At 47.2% G+C, this 18,892-nt stretch carries 14 protein-coding genes and 1 tRNA gene; 3 read left to right on the top strand and 12 right to left on the bottom strand.

From position 1 onward, the window contains the following. Nucleotides 1-15: 15 nt before the first annotated feature. The 4 genes from EJO50_RS16850 to EJO50_RS16835 form a co-directional block, all read right to left on the bottom strand. Entirely contained in the window at nt 16-570 is a 555-nt protein-coding gene (locus tag EJO50_RS16850) for a hypothetical protein (RefSeq protein ID WP_125976117.1), read from the bottom strand. Nucleotides 571-1,219: 649 nt separating this feature from the next. Further along, a complete protein-coding gene (locus EJO50_RS16845) occupies nt 1,220-1,759 on the bottom strand; it encodes a hypothetical protein (protein ID WP_125976115.1) in 540 nt (179 codons plus the stop codon). Nucleotides 1,760-1,773: 14 nt separating this feature from the next. Then, complete coding sequence (locus EJO50_RS16840) at nt 1,774-2,466, bottom strand: hypothetical protein (protein ID WP_125976113.1); 693 nt, start codon at nt 2,464-2,466, stop codon at nt 1,774-1,776. A 64-nt stretch (nt 2,467-2,530) separates the two neighbouring features. Next, complete coding sequence (locus EJO50_RS16835) at nt 2,531-5,302, bottom strand: type VI secretion system Vgr family protein (RefSeq protein ID WP_373280520.1); 2,772 nt, start codon at nt 5,300-5,302, stop codon at nt 2,531-2,533. 473 nt (nt 5,303-5,775) lie between these two features. Here EJO50_RS16835 and EJO50_RS16830 point away from each other — a divergent pair, with 473 nt between their 5' ends. Beyond that, the gene (locus EJO50_RS16830) at nt 5,776-6,114 is read left to right on the top strand and encodes an ATP-binding protein (protein WP_206434542.1); all 339 of its coding nucleotides are present in this window, start codon (nt 5,776-5,778) and stop codon (nt 6,112-6,114) included. A 153-nt stretch (nt 6,115-6,267) separates the two neighbouring features. On the opposite strand, the gene EJO50_RS16825 is transcribed toward EJO50_RS16830, so the two are convergent. From EJO50_RS16825 to EJO50_RS16810, 4 genes are all read right to left on the bottom strand, one after another. Continuing rightward, nucleotides 6,268-6,360 (bottom strand) — tRNA-Ser (locus EJO50_RS16825). A gap of 409 nt (nt 6,361-6,769) precedes the next feature. Next, entirely contained in the window at nt 6,770-7,378 is a 609-nt protein-coding gene (locus EJO50_RS16820; RefSeq protein WP_125976111.1) for a hypothetical protein, read from the bottom strand. Between the two features lie 129 nt (nt 7,379-7,507). After that, nucleotides 7,508-7,804, bottom strand: coding sequence for a type II secretion system F family protein (locus EJO50_RS16815; protein ID WP_164521547.1), 297 nt, complete (start codon nt 7,802-7,804; stop codon nt 7,508-7,510). A 175-nt stretch (nt 7,805-7,979) separates the two neighbouring features. Continuing rightward, on the bottom strand, nt 7,980-9,671 hold the full coding sequence (locus EJO50_RS16810; RefSeq protein ID WP_125976107.1) for a DUF262 domain-containing protein: 1,692 nt from the start codon (nt 9,669-9,671) through the stop codon (nt 7,980-7,982). A gap of 203 nt (nt 9,672-9,874) precedes the next feature. Here EJO50_RS16810 and recC point away from each other — a divergent pair, with 203 nt between their 5' ends. Beyond that, complete coding sequence (gene recC, locus EJO50_RS16805) at nt 9,875-13,195, top strand: exodeoxyribonuclease V subunit gamma (RefSeq protein WP_125976105.1); 3,321 nt, start codon at nt 9,875-9,877, stop codon at nt 13,193-13,195. Between the two features lie 341 nt (nt 13,196-13,536). Here the strand turns inward: recC and EJO50_RS16800 are convergent, their stop codons facing one another. Together EJO50_RS16800 and EJO50_RS16795 are read right to left on the bottom strand one after the other, a co-directional pair. Beyond that, the gene (locus tag EJO50_RS16800; protein ID WP_125976103.1) at nt 13,537-14,073 is read right to left on the bottom strand and encodes a TIGR00645 family protein; all 537 of its coding nucleotides are present in this window, start codon (nt 14,071-14,073) and stop codon (nt 13,537-13,539) included. A gap of 203 nt (nt 14,074-14,276) precedes the next feature. After that, on the bottom strand, nt 14,277-15,008 hold the full coding sequence (locus EJO50_RS16795; protein WP_125976595.1) for a pseudouridine synthase: 732 nt from the start codon (nt 15,006-15,008) through the stop codon (nt 14,277-14,279). 323 nt (nt 15,009-15,331) lie between these two features. On the opposite strand from EJO50_RS16795, the gene EJO50_RS16790 reads away from it, so the two are divergent. Then, a complete protein-coding gene (locus EJO50_RS16790) occupies nt 15,332-16,438 on the top strand; it encodes an HD-GYP domain-containing protein (RefSeq protein WP_125976100.1) in 1,107 nt (368 codons plus the stop codon). Nucleotides 16,439-16,672: 234 nt separating this feature from the next. Here EJO50_RS16790 and gntU read toward each other — a convergent pair whose 3' ends face one another. Both gntU and gntK read right to left on the bottom strand, forming a co-directional pair. After that, on the bottom strand, nt 16,673-18,010 hold the full coding sequence (gene gntU, locus EJO50_RS16785) for a gluconate transporter (protein ID WP_125976099.1): 1,338 nt from the start codon (nt 18,008-18,010) through the stop codon (nt 16,673-16,675). A gap of 6 nt (nt 18,011-18,016) precedes the next feature. After that, nucleotides 18,017-18,559, bottom strand: coding sequence for a gluconokinase (gntK, locus tag EJO50_RS16780; protein ID WP_125976097.1), 543 nt, complete (start codon nt 18,557-18,559; stop codon nt 18,017-18,019). Between the last annotated feature and the right edge of the window lie 333 nt (nt 18,560-18,892).

Raw genomic sequence — 18,892 nt, 5'->3', positions numbered from 1 at the left:
GTTTCAGACTCCTACTTAATACTGTTTCGCTAGTTCTGTTAGTTGGTGCTTGATCAAGGCTGATTTATTTTCAATTTCTCGAGCGGCGGCGTGAGCTTTGTCCAAGCCTGATATATTAGATGCTACGTTTTCCCCTAGTGCCGTTAAGCGAAGCACGTTCTTAAAGCTTCCCCAAAATATGTTCATCTGGCCGTAGATATGTTCGACATCTTTGCCTATTGATGTTTCATATAGGTCAGCGATGAGGCGCAATTCATCAACTTCTTGGCACACATTCAAGTATCGTTGGTCGTATTCAAGGTCTTTCATCTTTGCGCGCCAAATAATGTCGAGATTTGTAATGGAAAACTCTCGGCCAATAACGCTTAACTGTCGATGAGCCGTTGCGAGCCGGTCAAGTGCGAGCACCCTTTCGCTTTTGATTTCTTCACGTGCATGTCTTTCTGTTTCAAGGGAGTACTGAAACTGTTGATTTCTCCGTTGAGTACGCGACAGAGCAAACGAAGTCAGTGCGACACCAAATAATACTGATGAAGCGGTAATAATCTGGGTGAGGATGGATGTTTCCATGGATGTATTAGCTGCCTTATTTAATTATTTATTCTGCGGGGTTTTTGCAGGGCTGGGTGATTATCTGCTACGCGCTGGGGCAATAAATAACTGGGGTCAGAGCAAATGTTAGGGCCCGCTCCACGAATCCCGAGTGCCCAGTACAAGGTTGAGCCGATGATTGAGTTAGCCGCGATGATCGAAGCCAGATCTAGGCCTAGCCACTCACCATGTTCAAGTGAGAGGAGCAAAAGGCTTAATAAACCCACCACTAAGCCGGCCTTTAGGTACTGTGAGAACCGCCGCTTATTGCGGACATGTAAGCAAGTGAATCCAACAATGCTGAGAACAATCTGAGGCCACAGCCCAAGTATTGCGCCCACGAGTGCCCACTGTGTAGAAAATGGCCCTAGGTTAAGGCGTCCAAGCTCATGCTCAAGGTAAAACGTACCAACTAAAAGGACAGTGCAAAAACTAAAACTTGCTAGTGCCGCCAAAATTTGCCGCATGACCGGATCCTCCGTGCGGGACCAACGTTTGGTTAAGGGGCGGGCTTTAGCCCGTCCCCGTGAGTGCAAAAGCATGGGGGCAGGCCTTACATTTGACATAAGATAAAATTTACAGTGATTTGCAAAGCAGAAAATTAAATATCGCTTTGTCATTAAATAATTCACTTCCCGTAATAAAGGCGATAAGCCACAGTAAAATTGAAATCCAAATTATTAAATGCGGGATTATCTTGGAGTACCTCTATTTCTGCACGAAATAATCCAGAATTCTTGCGATCAATCGATGCTAAATAGTAATCATGGTGTGCAAAATAATCACCATAAGCAGTAATCCAACGTGTGCTAGTTCCCGTTGCAATTTCATCATCAGAAGAAGAAGCACTATAATAGCTCAAATGAATACCATCACTTGCTGCACCGCTCAACCGTGTCACTTTTATTTTTACAAGGGGAGTAATATCCCTAAATATATCAGTATCAACGTCTGTATTTTTTCCAACGAAAGACACTCCAAGCATCAATACATTCCTTTCGGAGCTATCCGAAGGGGTGGCCCAAAAATCAATAAAAGCTTTTTGACCTGCTTTATCAAATTTAATAGGCGTGGATAATGGAGGCTTCGGTTCGGGGCTAGGTGCACAACCACTTAGAGTGCTAAGAAAAACACTAAAAGCGAGTAGAATTATTTGCCTAATATTCATAAAAAATCCTTAATTTAAACATGCCTTTGCTGATTATTTTTATCATTATTTTCACTCAATAACTTTTGCAACATATTTCTATTTTTAGGTAGCGGGTTATTTTTTTCCTTATTGAGATTGCTTTTTTCAAACGGTGCTTTTATTGACTTTATAGCATCTACATTATCTATTGGTTTTAAATCACCCTCATGATCTAAACCTACAAAATCCATCATTTTGGCATAGGATAATGTCGACTTTAAGCCTGCATGACGTAAAGCATTCCAAACAAAATCCACACAATTATTTTTTGCATGTTCGTATTTTAGTGAGAAACCAAAAACAACGGGATCCTTTCCGAATTCCCTTAAAGCATCATATTGCCTTTTTGTTATTTCTAAAGTACGTGCGTAATATGGATTTACATAGTGAATCTCATCATCATCATGAACCGCACCTACCCCTATAATTTGGCCACTTATTATTGGGGCAAACCCAAAGCTTAGTGATTTAGATTCTGGTTTAAAATCGAATACACTGTAATACAAATGTCCTGGCAACGAGGTCCCCACTGGTTTTAATTTTTTATCAACTAAAGGTGTACCAGGTGCTGCTACATAAATAGTAACGATATAGCGTTGTACTTCTACTACTTTAATTTTATTATTGCCATCTGTCGTCAATGTTCGTTTTGCAACCAAGCTTAAATTGCTAGCGCTATCCTTCATTTTTACAATCTCCATATTTCTTATTTTTATTTAATATAAAATAGATGGTCATGCCAAAAATAGGCTAGTCCTTTAGATGAATCTCAATTTCTTCCGTTGAATCAGGGTTTTTAATTTCATGGGTATAGCCATCTGCATCACTGATCCCGTATTCCTTTTCTCCAAACCCTCGCTGAATCATATACTTTCTATTGGCTAGTGCTTCACCTGTAGCTTGATCTCTTAATAAAAATTTGTCATTGAATTTGGATGTAGGCATTTCATTAAATGTTTTCCCAAGGCTTGTGCCGCCGCTGATCTCATGGCTCGCGCCCTTAATACTCACTTTCCCCGGGCAATGGATTTCAATATTGCCACCTTTTAGCCGTATATAGCCGCCACCTGCGGTGAGGAGCACTTCATCCCCAGCGGCGATTTCTACTTTTTCTTTGCAGGCAGTGATTTTTACATTTTTGTCTGCGGTGATTTCAACGTCATCGCTTTGTGCTTGCATCTGTATTTTGCCCTTGGCTGCAATGAGCTTAAGTGCAACTTTGTCTTTTACCCCTGCTACAAACAGGCTGATATGCTGGCCCACGTTATGTATCCAGCGGCGGCCAGAGGTTTGGTTTGTGTCGCGCTGGGCAACAAGGTCTAAGTTTGTGCCTGCACTGATTGTCTGACTTTGTGGGCTGGTGATGGCGACGCCGTCCTCGCCATGCAGCAGGATGATTTTTTGCTGGCCTGCCTGACCTTGGGATTTGCTCTTGCCGTCTTTATCCGTGTTGCTGCCCGCTTCAAAACTTTTGCTGGCGTGCACGTGGTGGTAAAGGTGGCCGTGGCTGGCTTTGTCGCCGGGGCTGTTGTCGGGCTTAACGGTTTGATCACCATCACCGGTTTCAATCGTATCGGCAAGCTGATTCGTTGCTGTTTCACCCAGGCTTTGGGCCAACGCTAAAGCTGATTCCAGCTGGCTTTGGGCGGGGCTGTGGTCTAGCTGCTTGCCGCTGGCACCACTTTTGGCTTCGGTGCTGATCAGCAAGCCGCTGGCGCGAATGGCACCTTGTTTGTCGCTACGTAATTCAAAGCCTTCGCCGCGTGGCTCGCCTTTGCCATCGGTGCGTGGATGGATTAAGTAGCCAAGGTTAAGCTGGGTTTTGCCGTGCTCGCTCGATAATTTAGTGCGAACTTCGCCTTTGGTATCATCAAACAGCAGCTCGCCATACTGGCCACCTTCATGCTCTTTGGTTTTAATGCCGGATAGGGTTTTATTGGCAGGCAGAGCGCCAGCACCGCTAAACGCGGGTACTGGATGACTGCCGTTATAGGCAACACCCGTCACAATCGGGCGGTCGATGTCGCCTTCAATAAAATCGACCAGTACTTCCTGGCCGATACGGGGGATGAATTGGTGACCCCAGCTTGCGCCCGCTGATGGATAGGCAACACGAATCCAGCAAGAGGATTTATCGTCCAGATTAGCGCCAAATTCGGGGTGCTCGCTGGCGCGTTGCCAGTGTAGCTGCACCTTAATTCGCCCATATTCGTCGGTATGCACCTCAGATCCGGCGGGGCCAACTACGGTGGCTGTTTGTACGCCCAGGCTGGTAGGTTTGGTAAATTCTTGCCCGCCCAAATGGCTGAGCACCGGCTGGCCGCGTCTTTGGGCGGTAAAGTCCGCTTGATAAGGCGCGTTATCTTGGGCTGAAGCGGTAAGCAGGCTGGGTGCAACTAAGCTAAGTTGCTGGGTTAAATCTGCTGGCAAGTTATTGTTTGCTGTGAATTTAAGCTCGGTGATGGCAAATTCGCGCTGCTCGGGACTATCCCATTCGTGGGCCGGGTGATCTTCCAGACGGAACCATTGCCCGGCCTGTAGGCTGCGTAACGTGCCTGAGCCGGTAAATGATTTCTTTTGCGCATCCATTGCATCCTGGCGTAGCTTTGCATCTTGGTTAAGCTGGTCTAAGTCGCTGGCGTAGTAATGTGTTTGCGGGTCGTAGTATTCCAGAGTTGATTGGATTTGCTGCCCGCCTTCGCCCTGATCAATCGCGCTTTCATCCAGGCTATGGTGGGTGAGCGTAGCTTTGTAGTCGAAGCTGGCAAGAGAAACAGAGCTGCTGCCGATTTGCCGCTGGCTGCGCCATTGGGTCAGTGAATCGCTCTCTTCTGTTGCATCGGAGCGGTGAAAGCGGGCGATGGGCTCCAATGCTTCGGGGATAGAAAATACATCATCAAAAACCACGAGTTGCACTTGCGGGGAATCACCCGCCAAATGCTCAAATCGCCAAGCCAAACCACTTTCTTTCATTAAGCGGCATAACAAGGCGTAATCGTCTTCGCGGTACTGCAGGCAGTAAGAGCGCGGCGGGTAATCGCCCGATAGTTTGAAATCCAGCGTTTGCACTGAGGCAAACACGGGATTTTTGGCCTGATGTTCAGCCAGTACCTGTTTCACAATATCGACGACAGATAGATCCTGAAATACCCGGGAAGTGCGCCGATATCTAAGCAGGGCAAAAGGTGGCTCTACCGTCAGTGCGTACTTTGCAAAGCCCCCGTCAGATCCTAAAAGCTGTGCCTTGCTAATCACTCCGCAACGCTCAATTGCATCAGCATTGGCGTTTTCAATTGCCAATACCACCGGCAAGCCTAATAGCGATTTGAGTTCTAAAGCGCCATCGGGGGAGAGGCAGTCTATCTGATAGCAATAAGCTCGATTGATCCCCTCGCTGCCTGTTACACGCTGGGGTAATAGCTGTTCGCCCCATGCCGCACCATCGCCAAGCTGAAGAGAGATAAGGCGCTGATCTTGATTAAAGGCAGCGGCGAAAGAGGCAAGGAGATCAAAAGTCATCATAAACCAAGGGTTTAGAGGTGATTTTTGATATTACATGAAGCTTTATTTATGCTGTATTAGGTATTCAGTTGATAAGGAGCCATTTTTCTAATTAAAAAAGGGGTGAATTTGAGCAAAATCGGCCTAAATCAGGGCAAAATCAGGTTTTTATATTAGAAGGTATTTTACTTTTTTTAATTAAATCAATAGGTTACATGCATTTTAACTCGTGAATGGGGTACAATGAGTCGAAGATTTGAATCCTTTCATTCCGACCAATAAAATCAAAGGCTTAGCCTCGCCTATACGAGGATTTTTCTTTATGGTGTACCGGATTTTGTACGAAAGGGGTCAATCTGCTTCGCAGAATCGTAGGCAGTGCGCAGTTTGCACGACCAACTGAAGGCGGCTCGTTTCCGGATTCACCGTGATTTGCTGGGCTTTATAACCAGGCAGAAAGTCCATTGGCTGCTGCGCGAATTAAGTAGCTAGCCATCGGCGCATTTATAGAAAATGCACACAACCTGATTCTGGTTGGCGGCACCGGCACAGCAAAAACGCACCTCGCCGCAGCACCGGGTGTTGCTGCAATTCACAAGGAAAAACGGGTGAGAGGCTTCAATGCTGTGGATCTGGTGAATTTACTGGAGAAAGACAAGGCTTCGGGCAAAAGCGGTAATCTGGCGCGGCAGTTCCGCCAGATTGATCAAAAAGGTAATTCAGAAGACTCAAGCCTTTCAATCAAACTGACCTGGCATCGGTTTGGAGGGCACAAATTGAATCGCAGTAATCCCTTCGGTTCACACAAAATTCACTTCGTACCGTACCCATAAAAGTCAGAAGGTTCTAAAACAAAACGGCTTTGAGACCACTTTTTGGCCTGCCCCGGGAATGCCCCAGTCAAGAGCCCAAAGCAAAAAACCCCGCACGGGGCGGGGCTTCAGGCAACTTCCATTTGCTAGATAGCCATTTGGAAGTCAATGTACTGGCGGAGAGCAAGGGATTCGAACCCTCGATACAGGTTTTGCCCGTATGCTCCCTTAGCAGGGGAGTGCCTTCGACCACTCGGCCAACTCTCCATCAAGACTGGGGATCATACTCATTTACTTACAAGCATGTCAATAACAACTTTCAATGCAATGCTAAAAATCTATTTATCAGCTTAACCACTCTCATTTTTACTTACAAATCAGAAGGCGTCTGAGGTGTACCGCTTCCAACCACCATGCCATAAGCCATTCACAGCATCAGCAAACCACACATGATTCTTGGCAAGCACTTGGCGACTTTGCTGTGAAAATTAGCGGTAGTTTCACTTTTTATATTTATGTGACGCAGCAGCATTTCAAACAAACGACTGCTAGCCTCCCTCATTTATACAGAGCCAATCGCCCGGCCTTCCCCTAAGCGGATAGGCTTTGGCCGGACGACACCCTTACTGCATGAAGAAAATACGAACGTATTCACTATGGATCCATTTAATCATTTTTAAATAAAACGATCATCTAAGAATATTTTCACCTGCGATAATTTATTACTGATATCGAAATAAAACTCGGCATTAATCGAGCCAGTTTCATCTCCACATTGGCTTAATGCCCAGCTCTTTTTACTCGCGGCAGATAGCTTTGCTGCTTTACCACTTAAGAATAAATCCCTCTCAGTAAGGCTCATGACTTCTTTCTCGGATTTTATACCCAGCAAAGTCATTATTTCTGATTTTTTCTGATCAATATAAAATTCAGCTCCCAGTTTATATTTTGGGCCTGATAAAATCATTCGCTCAATTTGATTTACCCGTTTTTTTTCATCGACAATAGTAAAAATCAAATCTTGATATATTAAATCTTTAAGAAAATAAGAGCCCGCATTACCATCAGAATGATATTTATAACGCTTAACGTCTTCTGGCTGGCCCATTTTTTTAAATACTACATCACTTTTTTCCAGCAGACTCACACCATTAATGCTCATCTGGCCAGGCTTTAAACAAACTGTTTCTGCCTGAGTAACGCGGCTTGCAGACGCACTGACTGAGAGCAAAAACATTGAAACCAATAAAATATATTTTTTATTTGTGCGGGATAGTAAATACATTTATTACTCCTTTATCCTTATTTTTTAGCAGCCAAACACAGTTAACAAAAATAACTCAATCATATGGGTTTTTCAAAAAAATAGCCCTAGTCACAAACCTGCACCTGCTGCATTCCCCCCCACTTTCCGCTACCCTCTCCCCCTAAGCCCATTGAATAAGACTTTCCCGCTGCGTCTCTTCCACCTGCCGTACAGATAAACCAGCACAAACACCACGATGGGCAGCAGCAATTTGGAGCGCATCTGCCGGCTTAATCTGGCCTTCAGCGTATAGCGCTCTGCAAGGCGAAAGTAAGTCAGCGCCGGGCTGCCCGCGCTGAGCGCCGCATGCAGCAAATCTGCTTCCAGATCACTAAATAAGCCCGCCATCCTTCCCGCCGCCGCCACATCCTTGCCCCGCCCCAGCCACTTGCGCGCCTCATCCACCCGAGGCTGAGCGGATTTTGCCAGCCGTAGCTATAAAAAAGCCTGCGCCACCGGCAAGCCTGCTTTCTCCATCGTTGCCAGATGGGAGAATAAATCGGCACGGACGGCGTCAGTTAATGGAGGGAGTTTGGGTTTAGGCATGGGATCAATTTAGATAAAAGCAAGTCAAATAAGATTAAAATGGTAAATTATAAAGTGTATTAACTATTAAATTCTTTCTAGACTTTATTAAGGACTCATCCCAAAAATCAGCGGCCAAAACAATATCATCCAAAGGGTATTTTTCATCTAAAAGAATATTTTTCTTATCTAAAAAACATTTATCCCCAAGTTTACACTTATTAATATTTTCACTAATTAGCATTAAATTACCAATAGATCCTATAACATCATCAGATATGCCTGTTTTACTTAAAGACTGAGCCGCTATATGTTCGATTGTCAAACCATCAAAATCAATCAACAATCCAGAATATTCTTTTCCCATATATTTAGAAAGGCAATATCTTACTAAATTTTTATATCTTTTTTTCTTTGAGGTATAAACAATTTTTTCAAATGCAACTTGAGCCTCATTTAAATTGGGCATGCGATTTGAAAGATGTATTGCTAACGAATCAATAACCACTTTTGCTTCAGATTGTGTTTTAGCTGAAACTAGATCAATTGCATGTTTTGAGTACATCGTTGCAATAGACCCAGATGAACGTTGTTGGGTAATTGAGTTATAAAAGAAATGAAATTTTTCTATTTTACCAATAATGTAAGAAAAAACGGACCTATCAATTTTATTAAGATCATATGCCGCCAACAAAGATAAAATCATGCTATTTTGTTGCTTAACTCTAAAAGTAGACACAAGAGCAACTAAAGAATTTCTTATTGGTAACTCTTCCTTACTCCACTCTCTACCTTTAGGATTAACTGAATCCACATAGAATTGTGAATATCTATCCAATTCCAACAAAAAATCATTTGCATTATTATTTAGTAAATGTTTTTTTATTTCCGAAAAAAGTTTTTTATCTGTGGTATAGCCGTACTTAGAAATCCAGAAGTGCAAAAGAAACTCAGTAAAGTAATCATCATCGCCGTTTAAATCATCAATCCTATCGCTTATTAATTTCCAGCATGACTTAGCAGAATCAAACACACTATCCCCAGAGGCAGGTACCTTTCTTAACAACATGTTTTTTACTAAATCAGGTGTTGTAAGATCTTTACCGCGAGCATTTAATGTTTCGAATATTAAATATGCATCATCCTCGTTATCCAATTGAATAAAAACTAATTTAAGAGACAATACATTGTCTCTAATTTTTTTTAAAACATCACAAGAATTTGAAAAAAGATCTGATTGACTACCACTAACACACGAATAATCCCTTACTTTTTCACACAAAAACTCAAACGCTTTTTTTAAGTTTTGTTCTTCAACTCCAATTTGACAATTATATTTACTACCATCAAATTCTTGGATATAACTTTGTAAATAAGGATAAGAACTTTCCGCATTAACAATATATTTTTTTTCATTATCAATATTAGCTTTAGCTATAAAATTTTGCATTCCATGAGCAAGAGCCTCCTCCTTTATCTCAACAAAGGTGTTCCTAAGAGCAGCCAAAAGCAAAGTTATGGTTGTTAGGCGTTGTTGGCCATCAACAATACCAAAAAACCGTTTATCCTGTTTGTAAACAACCATCGATCCAATAAAATAATCTCCTTTTCTCTCTGATACTATATCATTCCAAAATTCAGAAACCTCATCAAGAGTCCAAGAATACGGTCTTTGAAACTTAGGAATTCTAAAGTAGCCGATAGAAAACACCTCTTGAATATCTTTATCATTTGCTTCAATTTTCATAAATTCCCCATAATTTTAAAAAAACCACATACAAACTAAAGAATACAATATTTACACATAAAACGCATAAAAATTAAACCATATAAAGTGGCGCAGATAATAATAAAATCAATTACGACTATCTATAGTTTTGATATACCTGCTGCATTCCCCCCCACTTTCCGCTACCCTCTCCCCCTAAGCCCATTGAATAAGACTTTCCCGTGCTGCATCTATTCCAATCCAACCGTATCGATGTTCTGCTGGCGGCGCTGGCGCATCAGTTAGAGACCTCCCCTTTGGCTTCCCCTTTCGAGCAGGAAAAAATTGTGGTGCAATCCAAGGGGATGGGGCGGTGGTTGAATTTTCGTTTGGCGGAAAAACAAGGCATGACGGCGCAGATGGGGTATCCGCTGCTGGCGTCTTTTTTCTGGGATTTGATGCAGCGCACGCTGGGCGGCAATTTACCGAAGAAATCGCCGTTTTCGCGGGAGATTATGGGCTGGCGGGTGCTGGCCTGGCTGGATTCGCAGCCCAATGCGCCGGTGCTGCTTAATTATCTGCGCGAAGGCGGGGATTTTAGGCGCTTTGAACTCGCCACGCGCATTGCCGATGTGTTCGATCAGTATCTGGTTTACCGCCCCGACTGGCTGCTGGCATGGGAAAAGAACCAGAGCTTAGGGCTGGGGGATGATGAAGCCTGGCAGGCGGCGCTGTGGCGCTACTTATCTAAAGATGAGCTGGATATTCGTATCGATGGCGGGCATCGCGGCGCACTGCTTGCGGCAACTCACAAGCGGCTGCTCGACCCGCGCCCGCTGGATTTGCCCAGCCGTGTTTCGCTCTTTGGCATATCCAGCCTGCCGCCGGTGTATATGGAGATTTTGCGCGCGTTATCGAAACGCTGCGAGGTGTTTATCCATGCGCTGAACCCTTGCGGCGAGCCTTGGGGCGAGATTCGGGATGCGGCGGAAATCGCCCGGCTTGCTGATGGTTTTGATCCTGAAGACTTGTATCTGGAAGTCGGCAATCTGCTGTTGGCGGTGTGGGGCAAGCAGGGGCGGGAGTTTTTTAATCAGCTGATTGCCGAGCCAGAAATACTTGAATATTTCACGCCTTTTCCTGGCAATCACGACACGATGTTGCAAACGCTGAAAAGCGATGTGCTGGAGCTGGTAGCCCGCAGCCCGGAAACCGCACAGCGCGTGGCGGCAGACGATAAATCCTTGCAAGTGCATATCTGCCATTCGGCCATGCGCGAAATTGAAGTGCTGCACGATCAGCTCTTGGCGCTGTTCGAGGCCAATGCCACGCTCACCCCCGCCGATATTGTGGTGTTGATGCCCGATATCGAACATTACATTCCCTATATTGAAGCCGTGTTTGGCCGCCATTTAAGCGCTGGCGCAAGCGAGATGAGTGCGCCCAATGTGCCCTTTGCCATTGCTGACCGCAGCCTGAAAGACGCAGCGCCCTTGGCACAAGCCTTACTGGAGCTGCTTACCCTGCCGCAATGCCGCTTTGCCAGCGACTGGATGATGGCGCTGCTGGATATTCCCGCCATTGCCCGTCGCTTTGAAATCCCCGCGTCCGAGCTGCCCACCATCCACCGCTGGATCAGCGAATTAGGTATTCACTGGGGCAGAGATGGCGAGCATAAGGCCGAGCTGGGTTTACCCAATACCTTTGAGCACACCTGGCGCTTTGGGCTGGATAGATTGCTGCTGAGCATTGCCCTGCCCGCTGGCGTGGCGGGCGCTGCAGCACCACTCTTTGCTGGCACATTGCCCGGCAGCGGCGTGGCCGGTAATCAGGCGCAGCTGGCTGCTGGCCTTGCGGCTTTTGCCGAAACATTGTTTGAGCAAGCTGCATCGCTATCGGGAGAGCACACGCCCGAAGTATGGCATGGCAAATTAATCGCCATGCTGGATGCGCTGTTTGCACCGGATGACGATGAAGCGCTAATTCTGGCTGAGCTGCGCGAGCAGATTATTGAATTTGCCGAGCAAAGCCGCGCCGCAAACTACGAGGCGCCAGTAGATTTATCTGTGCCACGCAGCTGGCTCAATGGCGCGCTGTCCGGCAAGATTCCAAGTGGTGGATTTTTAACCGGCGCGGTGACTTTTTGCGCCATGGTGCCGATGCGCTGCCTGCCCTTCAGAGTGATTGCCCTCCTGGGCTTTAATGACAGCGCTTTCCCGCGTGAGTCCCGCCCGCCTGGTTTTGATTTAATGGCACACAATCCGCAATATGGCGATCGATCCCGCCGTGCTGATGATCGCTATTTATTCCTGGAAACCCTGCTTTCGGCCAGTGATGTGCTGTATCTGAGCTATGTAGGCCGTGGTATTCAGGATAATGGCGTGATTCCGCCATCGGTGGTGGTGTCTGATTTACTCGACGCCGTGGGCCGCAGCTTTGTGCTGGACGACGCCCCGCCGCAACCGGCCCTTGGCAACGAGGCGCTGAAATGGCGGCGTATCGAGCGCGAGCGGCTGCTTAAGCATCTGATTACCGAACACCCGCTGCAACCCTTTAGTCCACGCTATTTTAAGGAAGAGCGACTACCCGCCTATTCCCCGCTCTGGTTTGCCGCCGCCACCGCCATAGGCCAGCCTCAGAGCTTGCCGCTCTCGGTATTAGCAGAAAGCCTGCCGCAGCCTGATGCAGAATTTAAAAACGTCGCTTTCAATGATTTGCTGGCTTTCTGGCGCAACCCTACTCGCTATTTACTCAGAAATCGTATCGGCATCCGGCTGGCTGATGAGGCGGTGGAATTTGAAAGCAATGAGCCATTCAGCCTGTCTTTTTCTGCTAAAAGCGAGCTAAACCAAGTGATCTGGCAATCTCTGGAGCAAGGCTGGAGCAAGGACGCCATCGCCACCGGCCGCGCTGCCGGCCTGCTGCCGCACGGTGGTTTTGGCGATATGAGCGCCGCCAAGCAATCCGCCACGCTGCGTAAACTCTATAAGGCCGCCGAGCCACTGCTCAGCAATGCGCCGCTGGCACCGCATACCTTTCTGTTTAATTTCGGCGATATGCAGCTCAATGGCGCGCTGCACCAGCTACGCCCCAACGGGCAAGTCGCCGTCTGGACAGACCACAGCTCGCCCATCGAGCTGATCGCCTGCTGGCTAAAACACCTCGCCCTCTGCCACGCTGCGCCTGAGGGCGTACTGCTTGAAACCCGCATCGTCAGCCAGCAAGGCCATTGGCGCTTTGGCGCAATTGAAAACGCAGGCCCAGAGCTGGAAAAATGGCTGAAATATTACTGGCAAGGCTTATCCTGCCGCCTGCCGTTTGCCACCCGCAGCAGCGCCAAATACGCCGAAGCACTCAGTGGTGATAATGGCTCGGTAGATACGGCAGAAAAAGCCGCAAGAGAAAGCTGGCACGGCAACAGCCAGCGCGGCTTTAGCGGAGAAGAATCAGAGCCATGGTACGAAATGGCCTGGCGCGGGCAAAACCTGCTAAGCGATGAAGGCTTTACAACAATGGCGGGTGAATTGTTGCTGGCGATGTATTTGCGGCGGGAAGAAATATAAACAAAACACTGATTAAAGAGAAAGAGATATTCTCTAGCCATTTGCAAACATCGAAGCAGCTTTAGATTGGCGCAAGCCCAATCCTATCAACCTAGAGAAAAAGCATGATGTTTTAGATATTTTTGTAGGAACGGCTTTAGCCGCGAAAGCACTGTGAATCAAAACTTCGCGGCTAAAGCCGCTCCTGCGATTACAGACGTTTTTGAATTTATAGGGCGGGTGCAAGCCGCTGTTTTCAGAGCATTTTATGCCAATGCTCATAAAAAAACCTCCTTGGTTTAAAAGGAGGTTTTTTTAATTCAAGAATCAACCGCTTAATCAAAACAATCTATCAATAATAATCAATGATGTTGCTGCGGTGCTACTGAATGCAATAGTTTATCGGTATAAGCCAGCGCCGCAGCTGAAATAAGGAAAGACAAATGGATAATCACCTGCCATTTCATGGTTGTTTCATTCATTTTGTCGGCGTTGATAAAGGTTTGCAAAAGATGAATCGATGAAATGCTGATAATTGCCATCGATAGTTTTACTTTCAGTACCGTAGCATTTACATGATCCAGCCATTCCGGCTGATCAGGATGAGTATGAATCCGCAAACGGGACACAAATGTCTCATAGCCGCCCACGGTCACCATCAAAAGTAAATTGGCAATCATCACCACATCGATCAGCCCCAATACAGAAAGCATAATCTGCGTTTCGGTCAGCGTCGTTAGATTGGTCATCATATTAAGGAGCGCAGCCAGAAATTTGTACGCGTAAACCCCTTGCACGATAATCAGACCAAGATAAATCGGCAATTGCAACCAACGGCTGCCAAAGATAATTTTGCCTAAAATATTGGTGTCGGAGCTGTTCGGATTGGAGTCTTGCATACACTTCTTAAATGAGATTGAAATTGAGCCCGAATTGTCTATGCACACAGGCGTGTTTGGCAAGTGCCACCTCATCCTGCAGTAAACTATTTTTAATCAAATCCCAAAAACGATCGCCCAACCCGGCTTTGACTAAAGACCGAAGTGCTGGCGACGCTCACCTGTTAAGCAGGCGCTGGCCGTTTTTTAATGAAGAACAAAAATTAAAACCGCTCATCCATACGCAAATAGCGCCACTGACCAACGGGCAAATCAGACAACGATATGCGGCCAATACGCAGGCGGCGGATAGCGACCACTCTAAGACCAACCAATTCGCACATGCGGCGAATCTGGCGGGGGCGATTTTCACGCAGAACAAAACGTAGCGAATCCTCGCTTTGCCAGCTGACTTTAGCCGGCTTTAAGCGCTCATCATCAAGGCTCAAACCATTATTAAGCTGTTTTAAGCCTTCGGTGCTCAGCATGCCCTCAACCTGTACCGAATATTCGCGCTCTACATCCACATCCGACATCAGCTTTTTTGCGATACGGCCATCCTGAGTCAGCACCAGCAAACCCGATGAATCCACATCCAGGCGGCCTGCCGGAGCAAGGTTATGCATATGCTTTTTAAGGAAATTGATACCGGTCCGATCGCCCATAAAGCGCGTCTCCGCTTTGATCAAGGTCCAGGCCGGACGCTCGCCCGGCTCTGCAGGGCCGGACACATAACCCACCGGCTTATTCATCAAAATAGTGACACGCTCAGCCTGAAATACAGTGGCCTGGCGCTCTAAAGTGATTTTTTGCTCGGGCACAACACGGCTGCCAAGGGTATTGACGACTACACCATCAACCTTTACCCAGCCCTGTTCAATAAATTCATCGGCCTCACGGCGCGAGCACATGCCCAGCTCGGTCATGCGTTTGGATAAACGGATAGATTCAGTCATGGTCGTAATACTTTTCATAAGAGCAATCTGCCATTGTACCCGCTACAGGCAAAAAAAACGCCACCGGGCCGGTGGCGTAAATACATACAGAGGAGAGAGATGAAACAACATCGAATTCAATTCAATGTACACATTAAGTTTCAGCAGCCACCATTTTAATTTCAAAGAATAATTGCGTCATTGCACAAATTACGTTACAGGCGGCGAATATTACCCAACAGGACCAGATCAAAACTGCCACTCCGCGTATTTAATCTAAAAATTAAATATCTTCTATAGCACACAAGACTTATGCTTAGGCAAATCCACCTGCAGGTGCACCCATGAATTACGACAGCATACTTACCCCCAAAATTTACGACATCAATACCTTCCAGGATTTTCGGGAGAGCCTTGCAGATCATGCGCCAAAGATCGAGCAAATCATTGCCGAGCTAAAACGTGATCCGGGCAGAATGATGCTTATCTCTGATTTATTTCGCGCTTTTCATAATATTAAAGGCGATGCCGGGCTATGCCGCGTTGAATTTGTAGTACCCCTAGTTCATGGGATAGAAACCCTGCTGGGCAGAATGCGCGCAGGTGAGCTGCTACTGACCGAAGTATTATCCGAAGTATTACTGCTAACCTTGGACAGACTTGAGCAAGCAGTTGAATCACTCAGCAATAATGCATCCACCAGCAGCTTGCATCTGCCTACCTTAGCACGTGGCCTGGATGGGCTTTCCACCTTGCAAGCTGAAGAGCTGGACCCTGCTTGCGCCCGGCTGATCGAAGCAGTAACCGGCTTCAAACATGCTGCCGTCGTTTTACCAGACCGCACCCGGGCCGAAATGGAGCGCTCAAATGAAGAGCGCAGCCAGGATTTGCGTTTTTTCCGCAATATGGCACTGCAATTGGAAATGCGCTCACCACTATTTCGTGGCCGCACTGCACGTAATCTGCAATTGGCCTTAGCCACAAATAAAGCGGCTGGTGGTGTAGTTTCAAGCACCCAGCTAGAAGCCGCCGTTTATATGCACGATATCGGCATGATGTTTTTACCCGAATCGCTCTGGTTAAAAGTAGAAAGAATGACGGACAATGAGCGGGCACAGCTGGTTGATCACCCCGCCTGGGCTGCTGGCCTTTTAGCCAGAATGGATGGCTGGCAGGATGCATCAACCATGTGTTTGCAGCACCAAGAAAATATCGAAGGCACGGGCTACCCCAATAAACTCAGCGGTAATGATATTGTGCCGGGTGCAAAAATTCTGGCGCTAGTGGATGCTTTTGAGGCCGTAATGCTCAAACACAGCCATCGTGGTCAGAATAAATCCGTGCTGCGGGCTATTGCCGAGGTCAATGCGTCCGATCAGCAATTTGATCCGGACTGGATCGAGCCATTTAATCGGGTAATACGCACCATGATGGAAAACGGCGGCCTATAAACCGCCATAGTCTCTTCGAACACGCAAGGGTAAAGCGTTATGGCTTAAACCAGGTTTTACTTCCCGGGTAGCAGCTGGGGTAAGTCATTAATGGCTTCTCCGCCACCCCACCCAACATAGCCCAACACTCAAAATCCCGGAGCCAGCTTACCGCCTCCGGGATAAACAACACTTTCCGAACTTGCGAGCAAGCCCTGCCATTAATTCAGGCAGGGCTTTTTTAGTGCCTATTCATTACAGCAGAGTGAACGCCAGCATCCCGACCAACGCACCGGTTGTACCCAAAATGGTTTCCATTACCGACCATGTTTTCAAGGTTTGCAGCTCTGTTGCGCCGGTGAATTTACCAAACAACCAAAAACCAGAGTCATTCACATGGCTCAATACGATAGAACCACCGGCAATACAAATCGACAATGCCGCCAGCTGCGCGCCCGAATAACTTGCCAGCTCGATCACCGGCAGCACCAGACCCACGGTGGTTAAACACGCTACGGTCGCCGAGCCTTGAATGACCCGCACCATCGCAGCCAGTACAAAGCACGCCACAGCAATCGGTAAACCCGCTCCGATCAGGGCATTACCCAGAGCCGGGCCAACGCCCGAATCCACCAGTACTTGTTTAAACACGCCACCGGCACCGGTGACCAGCAGGATAATCCCGGCAGGTTGCAAGGCCGCGCTACAGACTTCCATCACCTTGTCTTTGCTCATCCCACGGCGCAGTGCCAGGCCATAAATCGCCACCAAACAAGCCGCTAAAATAGCAATAAAAGGATGACCAATCAGCTGCAGCCATTGATAGGCCATGCCTGTCGGATCTACAAAACGCGCCACGATGGTTTTCATTCCCACCAAAACCAGCGGAAACAGCACCAATGCCAGACTAAATCCAAACGAAGGCATCTGGCCCTTGCCCAGACTAGGCTCGCTCACATCTGCTGGTAATTCTAAGTGCACATATTTACTGATAAAATTACCGAAAACAGGGCCTGCCAGCAACATGCCGGGAATGGCAGCGGCCAGACCCAGCACGATCATCCAGCCAAAATCAGCCTTCATTTGCGAAGCCAATAGCATGGCAGTGGGCCCTGGCAAAAGAAAAGCAGCCGCTGCGGCCACGCCGGCAAACAGAGGAATCGCCAGCTTAACCACATTGCCACCAGTACGGCGCGCCACGGCAAACACCACACCAATCAACAGCACCACCGCCACATCAAAAAACAAAGGCAGCGTACAAATCAGCCCGGCGATCCCCAACGCATAGTTGGCGCGGCTTTGGCCAAACAGGGCCAGCAACTTAACGGCAATCTGATCCAGCGCACCAGTTTCGTGCAAGATTTTGCCGAACATTGCGCCCAGCGCCACCACGATGGCTAAAAATCCCAAGGTGCCGCCCATGCCTTTTTGCATGGTGTCGGCAATTTTATCCAGCGGCATGCCCGAGCCGATACCGGCCGCAATCGACACCAGCATCAGCGCCACAAAGGCATGCAAACGCGCTTTCATCACCAAAAACAATAGCATCAGCACCGAGCCAATGGCGGTGACCAGTAAGGTTAATGTATCCATGTCTGCTTACTCCTGAGCGGTTTTGGTGCGGATATGTTGCACAGCAGCAGCAACGACTTCTTCCAGGCTTTGGTCGATATCAATATGCACAACATCTGGCTCATCACTGCCCGGCACTTCAAGTGTGGCAAATTGAGAAACCAGCATTTTTGGCTTTTGAAAATGCCCTTGCCGCGCCTTTAAACGAGACTCGATCAGCTCGAATGTGCCACCCAGATAAATAAAGGAGAGATTAGGATTTCCATTACGCAAAATATCGCGGTAGGCTTTTTTTAGGGAGGAACACACAATTACCGAAACCTTCTGAGTGCGTTGCATGGCATAAGCAGCGGTGCTTAATGCGCCTAACCAGGGCGCTCTGTCATCATCATTTAAAGGCTGGCCAGAAGCCATTTTGTCGATATTGGCACGCGGATGCAGAAAATCACCATCCAGAAAACCACAGTCCAGCACGCGGGACACTGCGCTGCCCACTGCAGATTTGCCACTTCCTGAAACACCCATTACAACAAAGACTTGGTGTGGTATAGCTTGATCGACCTGACTCATTGAATCGACTCCTGATTTGTTTTCATCTGGTTTTTTATCTTAAATGTTACTGGTAACATTTTGTAGTCACAGTATCTCTCGCAATAAAAAAACTGCCAAGCAATAAATTTGTTGCAGATCAAAAAAGAGGCGGATGTTACACAAGGAAAACCCAAGTCCGGAACCGCGAAGGCCTCAGAGAGTACGAAGATCAGCGAAGCGCAGCAGACGATGTACCGCATCGTTAAGCAAAGCGCAGTGCACCTTGCGATGAGGGCTTAATGATTGACTATTTTCGGGGGAATGGCGCACTGCGCTTCGCTTCGCTTCGAGGGCGCCTTGCAATGTTCGCGG

Origin of the sequence: Iodobacter ciconiae (assembly GCF_003952345.1) — a bacterium.
In the GTDB taxonomy this organism is placed as follows: domain Bacteria; phylum Pseudomonadota; class Gammaproteobacteria; order Burkholderiales; family Chitinibacteraceae; genus Iodobacter; species Iodobacter ciconiae.
The sequence above is the reverse complement of the archived record's forward strand: the minus strand, read 5'-3'. Positions and strand labels throughout refer to the sequence as shown.

Bases quoted from the DNA above. Each gene is read 5' to 3' on its own strand.
- EJO50_RS16850 (WP_125976117.1), bottom strand. From the start codon at position 570: ATGGAAACATCCATCCTCACCCAGATTATTACCGCTTCATCAGTATTA.
- EJO50_RS16845 (WP_125976115.1), bottom strand. From the start codon at position 1,759: ATGAATATTAGGCAAATAATTCTACTCGCTTTTAGTGTTTTTCTTAGC.
- EJO50_RS16840 (WP_125976113.1), bottom strand. From the start codon at position 2,466: ATGAAGGATAGCGCTAGCAATTTAAGCTTGGTTGCAAAACGAACATTG.
- EJO50_RS16835 (WP_373280520.1), bottom strand. From the start codon at position 5,302: ATGATGACTTTTGATCTCCTTGCCTCTTTCGCCGCTGCCTTTAATCAA.
- EJO50_RS16820 (WP_125976111.1), bottom strand. From the start codon at position 7,378: ATGTATTTACTATCCCGCACAAATAAAAAATATATTTTATTGGTTTCA.
- EJO50_RS16810 (WP_125976107.1), bottom strand. From the start codon at position 9,671: ATGAAAATTGAAGCAAATGATAAAGATATTCAAGAGGTGTTTTCTATC.
- EJO50_RS16800 (WP_125976103.1), bottom strand. From the start codon at position 14,073: ATGCAAGACTCCAATCCGAACAGCTCCGACACCAATATTTTAGGCAAA.
- EJO50_RS16795 (WP_125976595.1), bottom strand. From the start codon at position 15,008: ATGACTGAATCTATCCGTTTATCCAAACGCATGACCGAGCTGGGCATG.
- EJO50_RS16790 (WP_125976100.1), top strand. From the start codon at position 15,332: ATGAATTACGACAGCATACTTACCCCCAAAATTTACGACATCAATACC.
- gntU (WP_125976099.1), bottom strand. From the start codon at position 18,010: ATGGATACATTAACCTTACTGGTCACCGCCATTGGCTCGGTGCTGATG.
- gntK (WP_125976097.1), bottom strand. From the start codon at position 18,559: ATGAGTCAGGTCGATCAAGCTATACCACACCAAGTCTTTGTTGTAATG.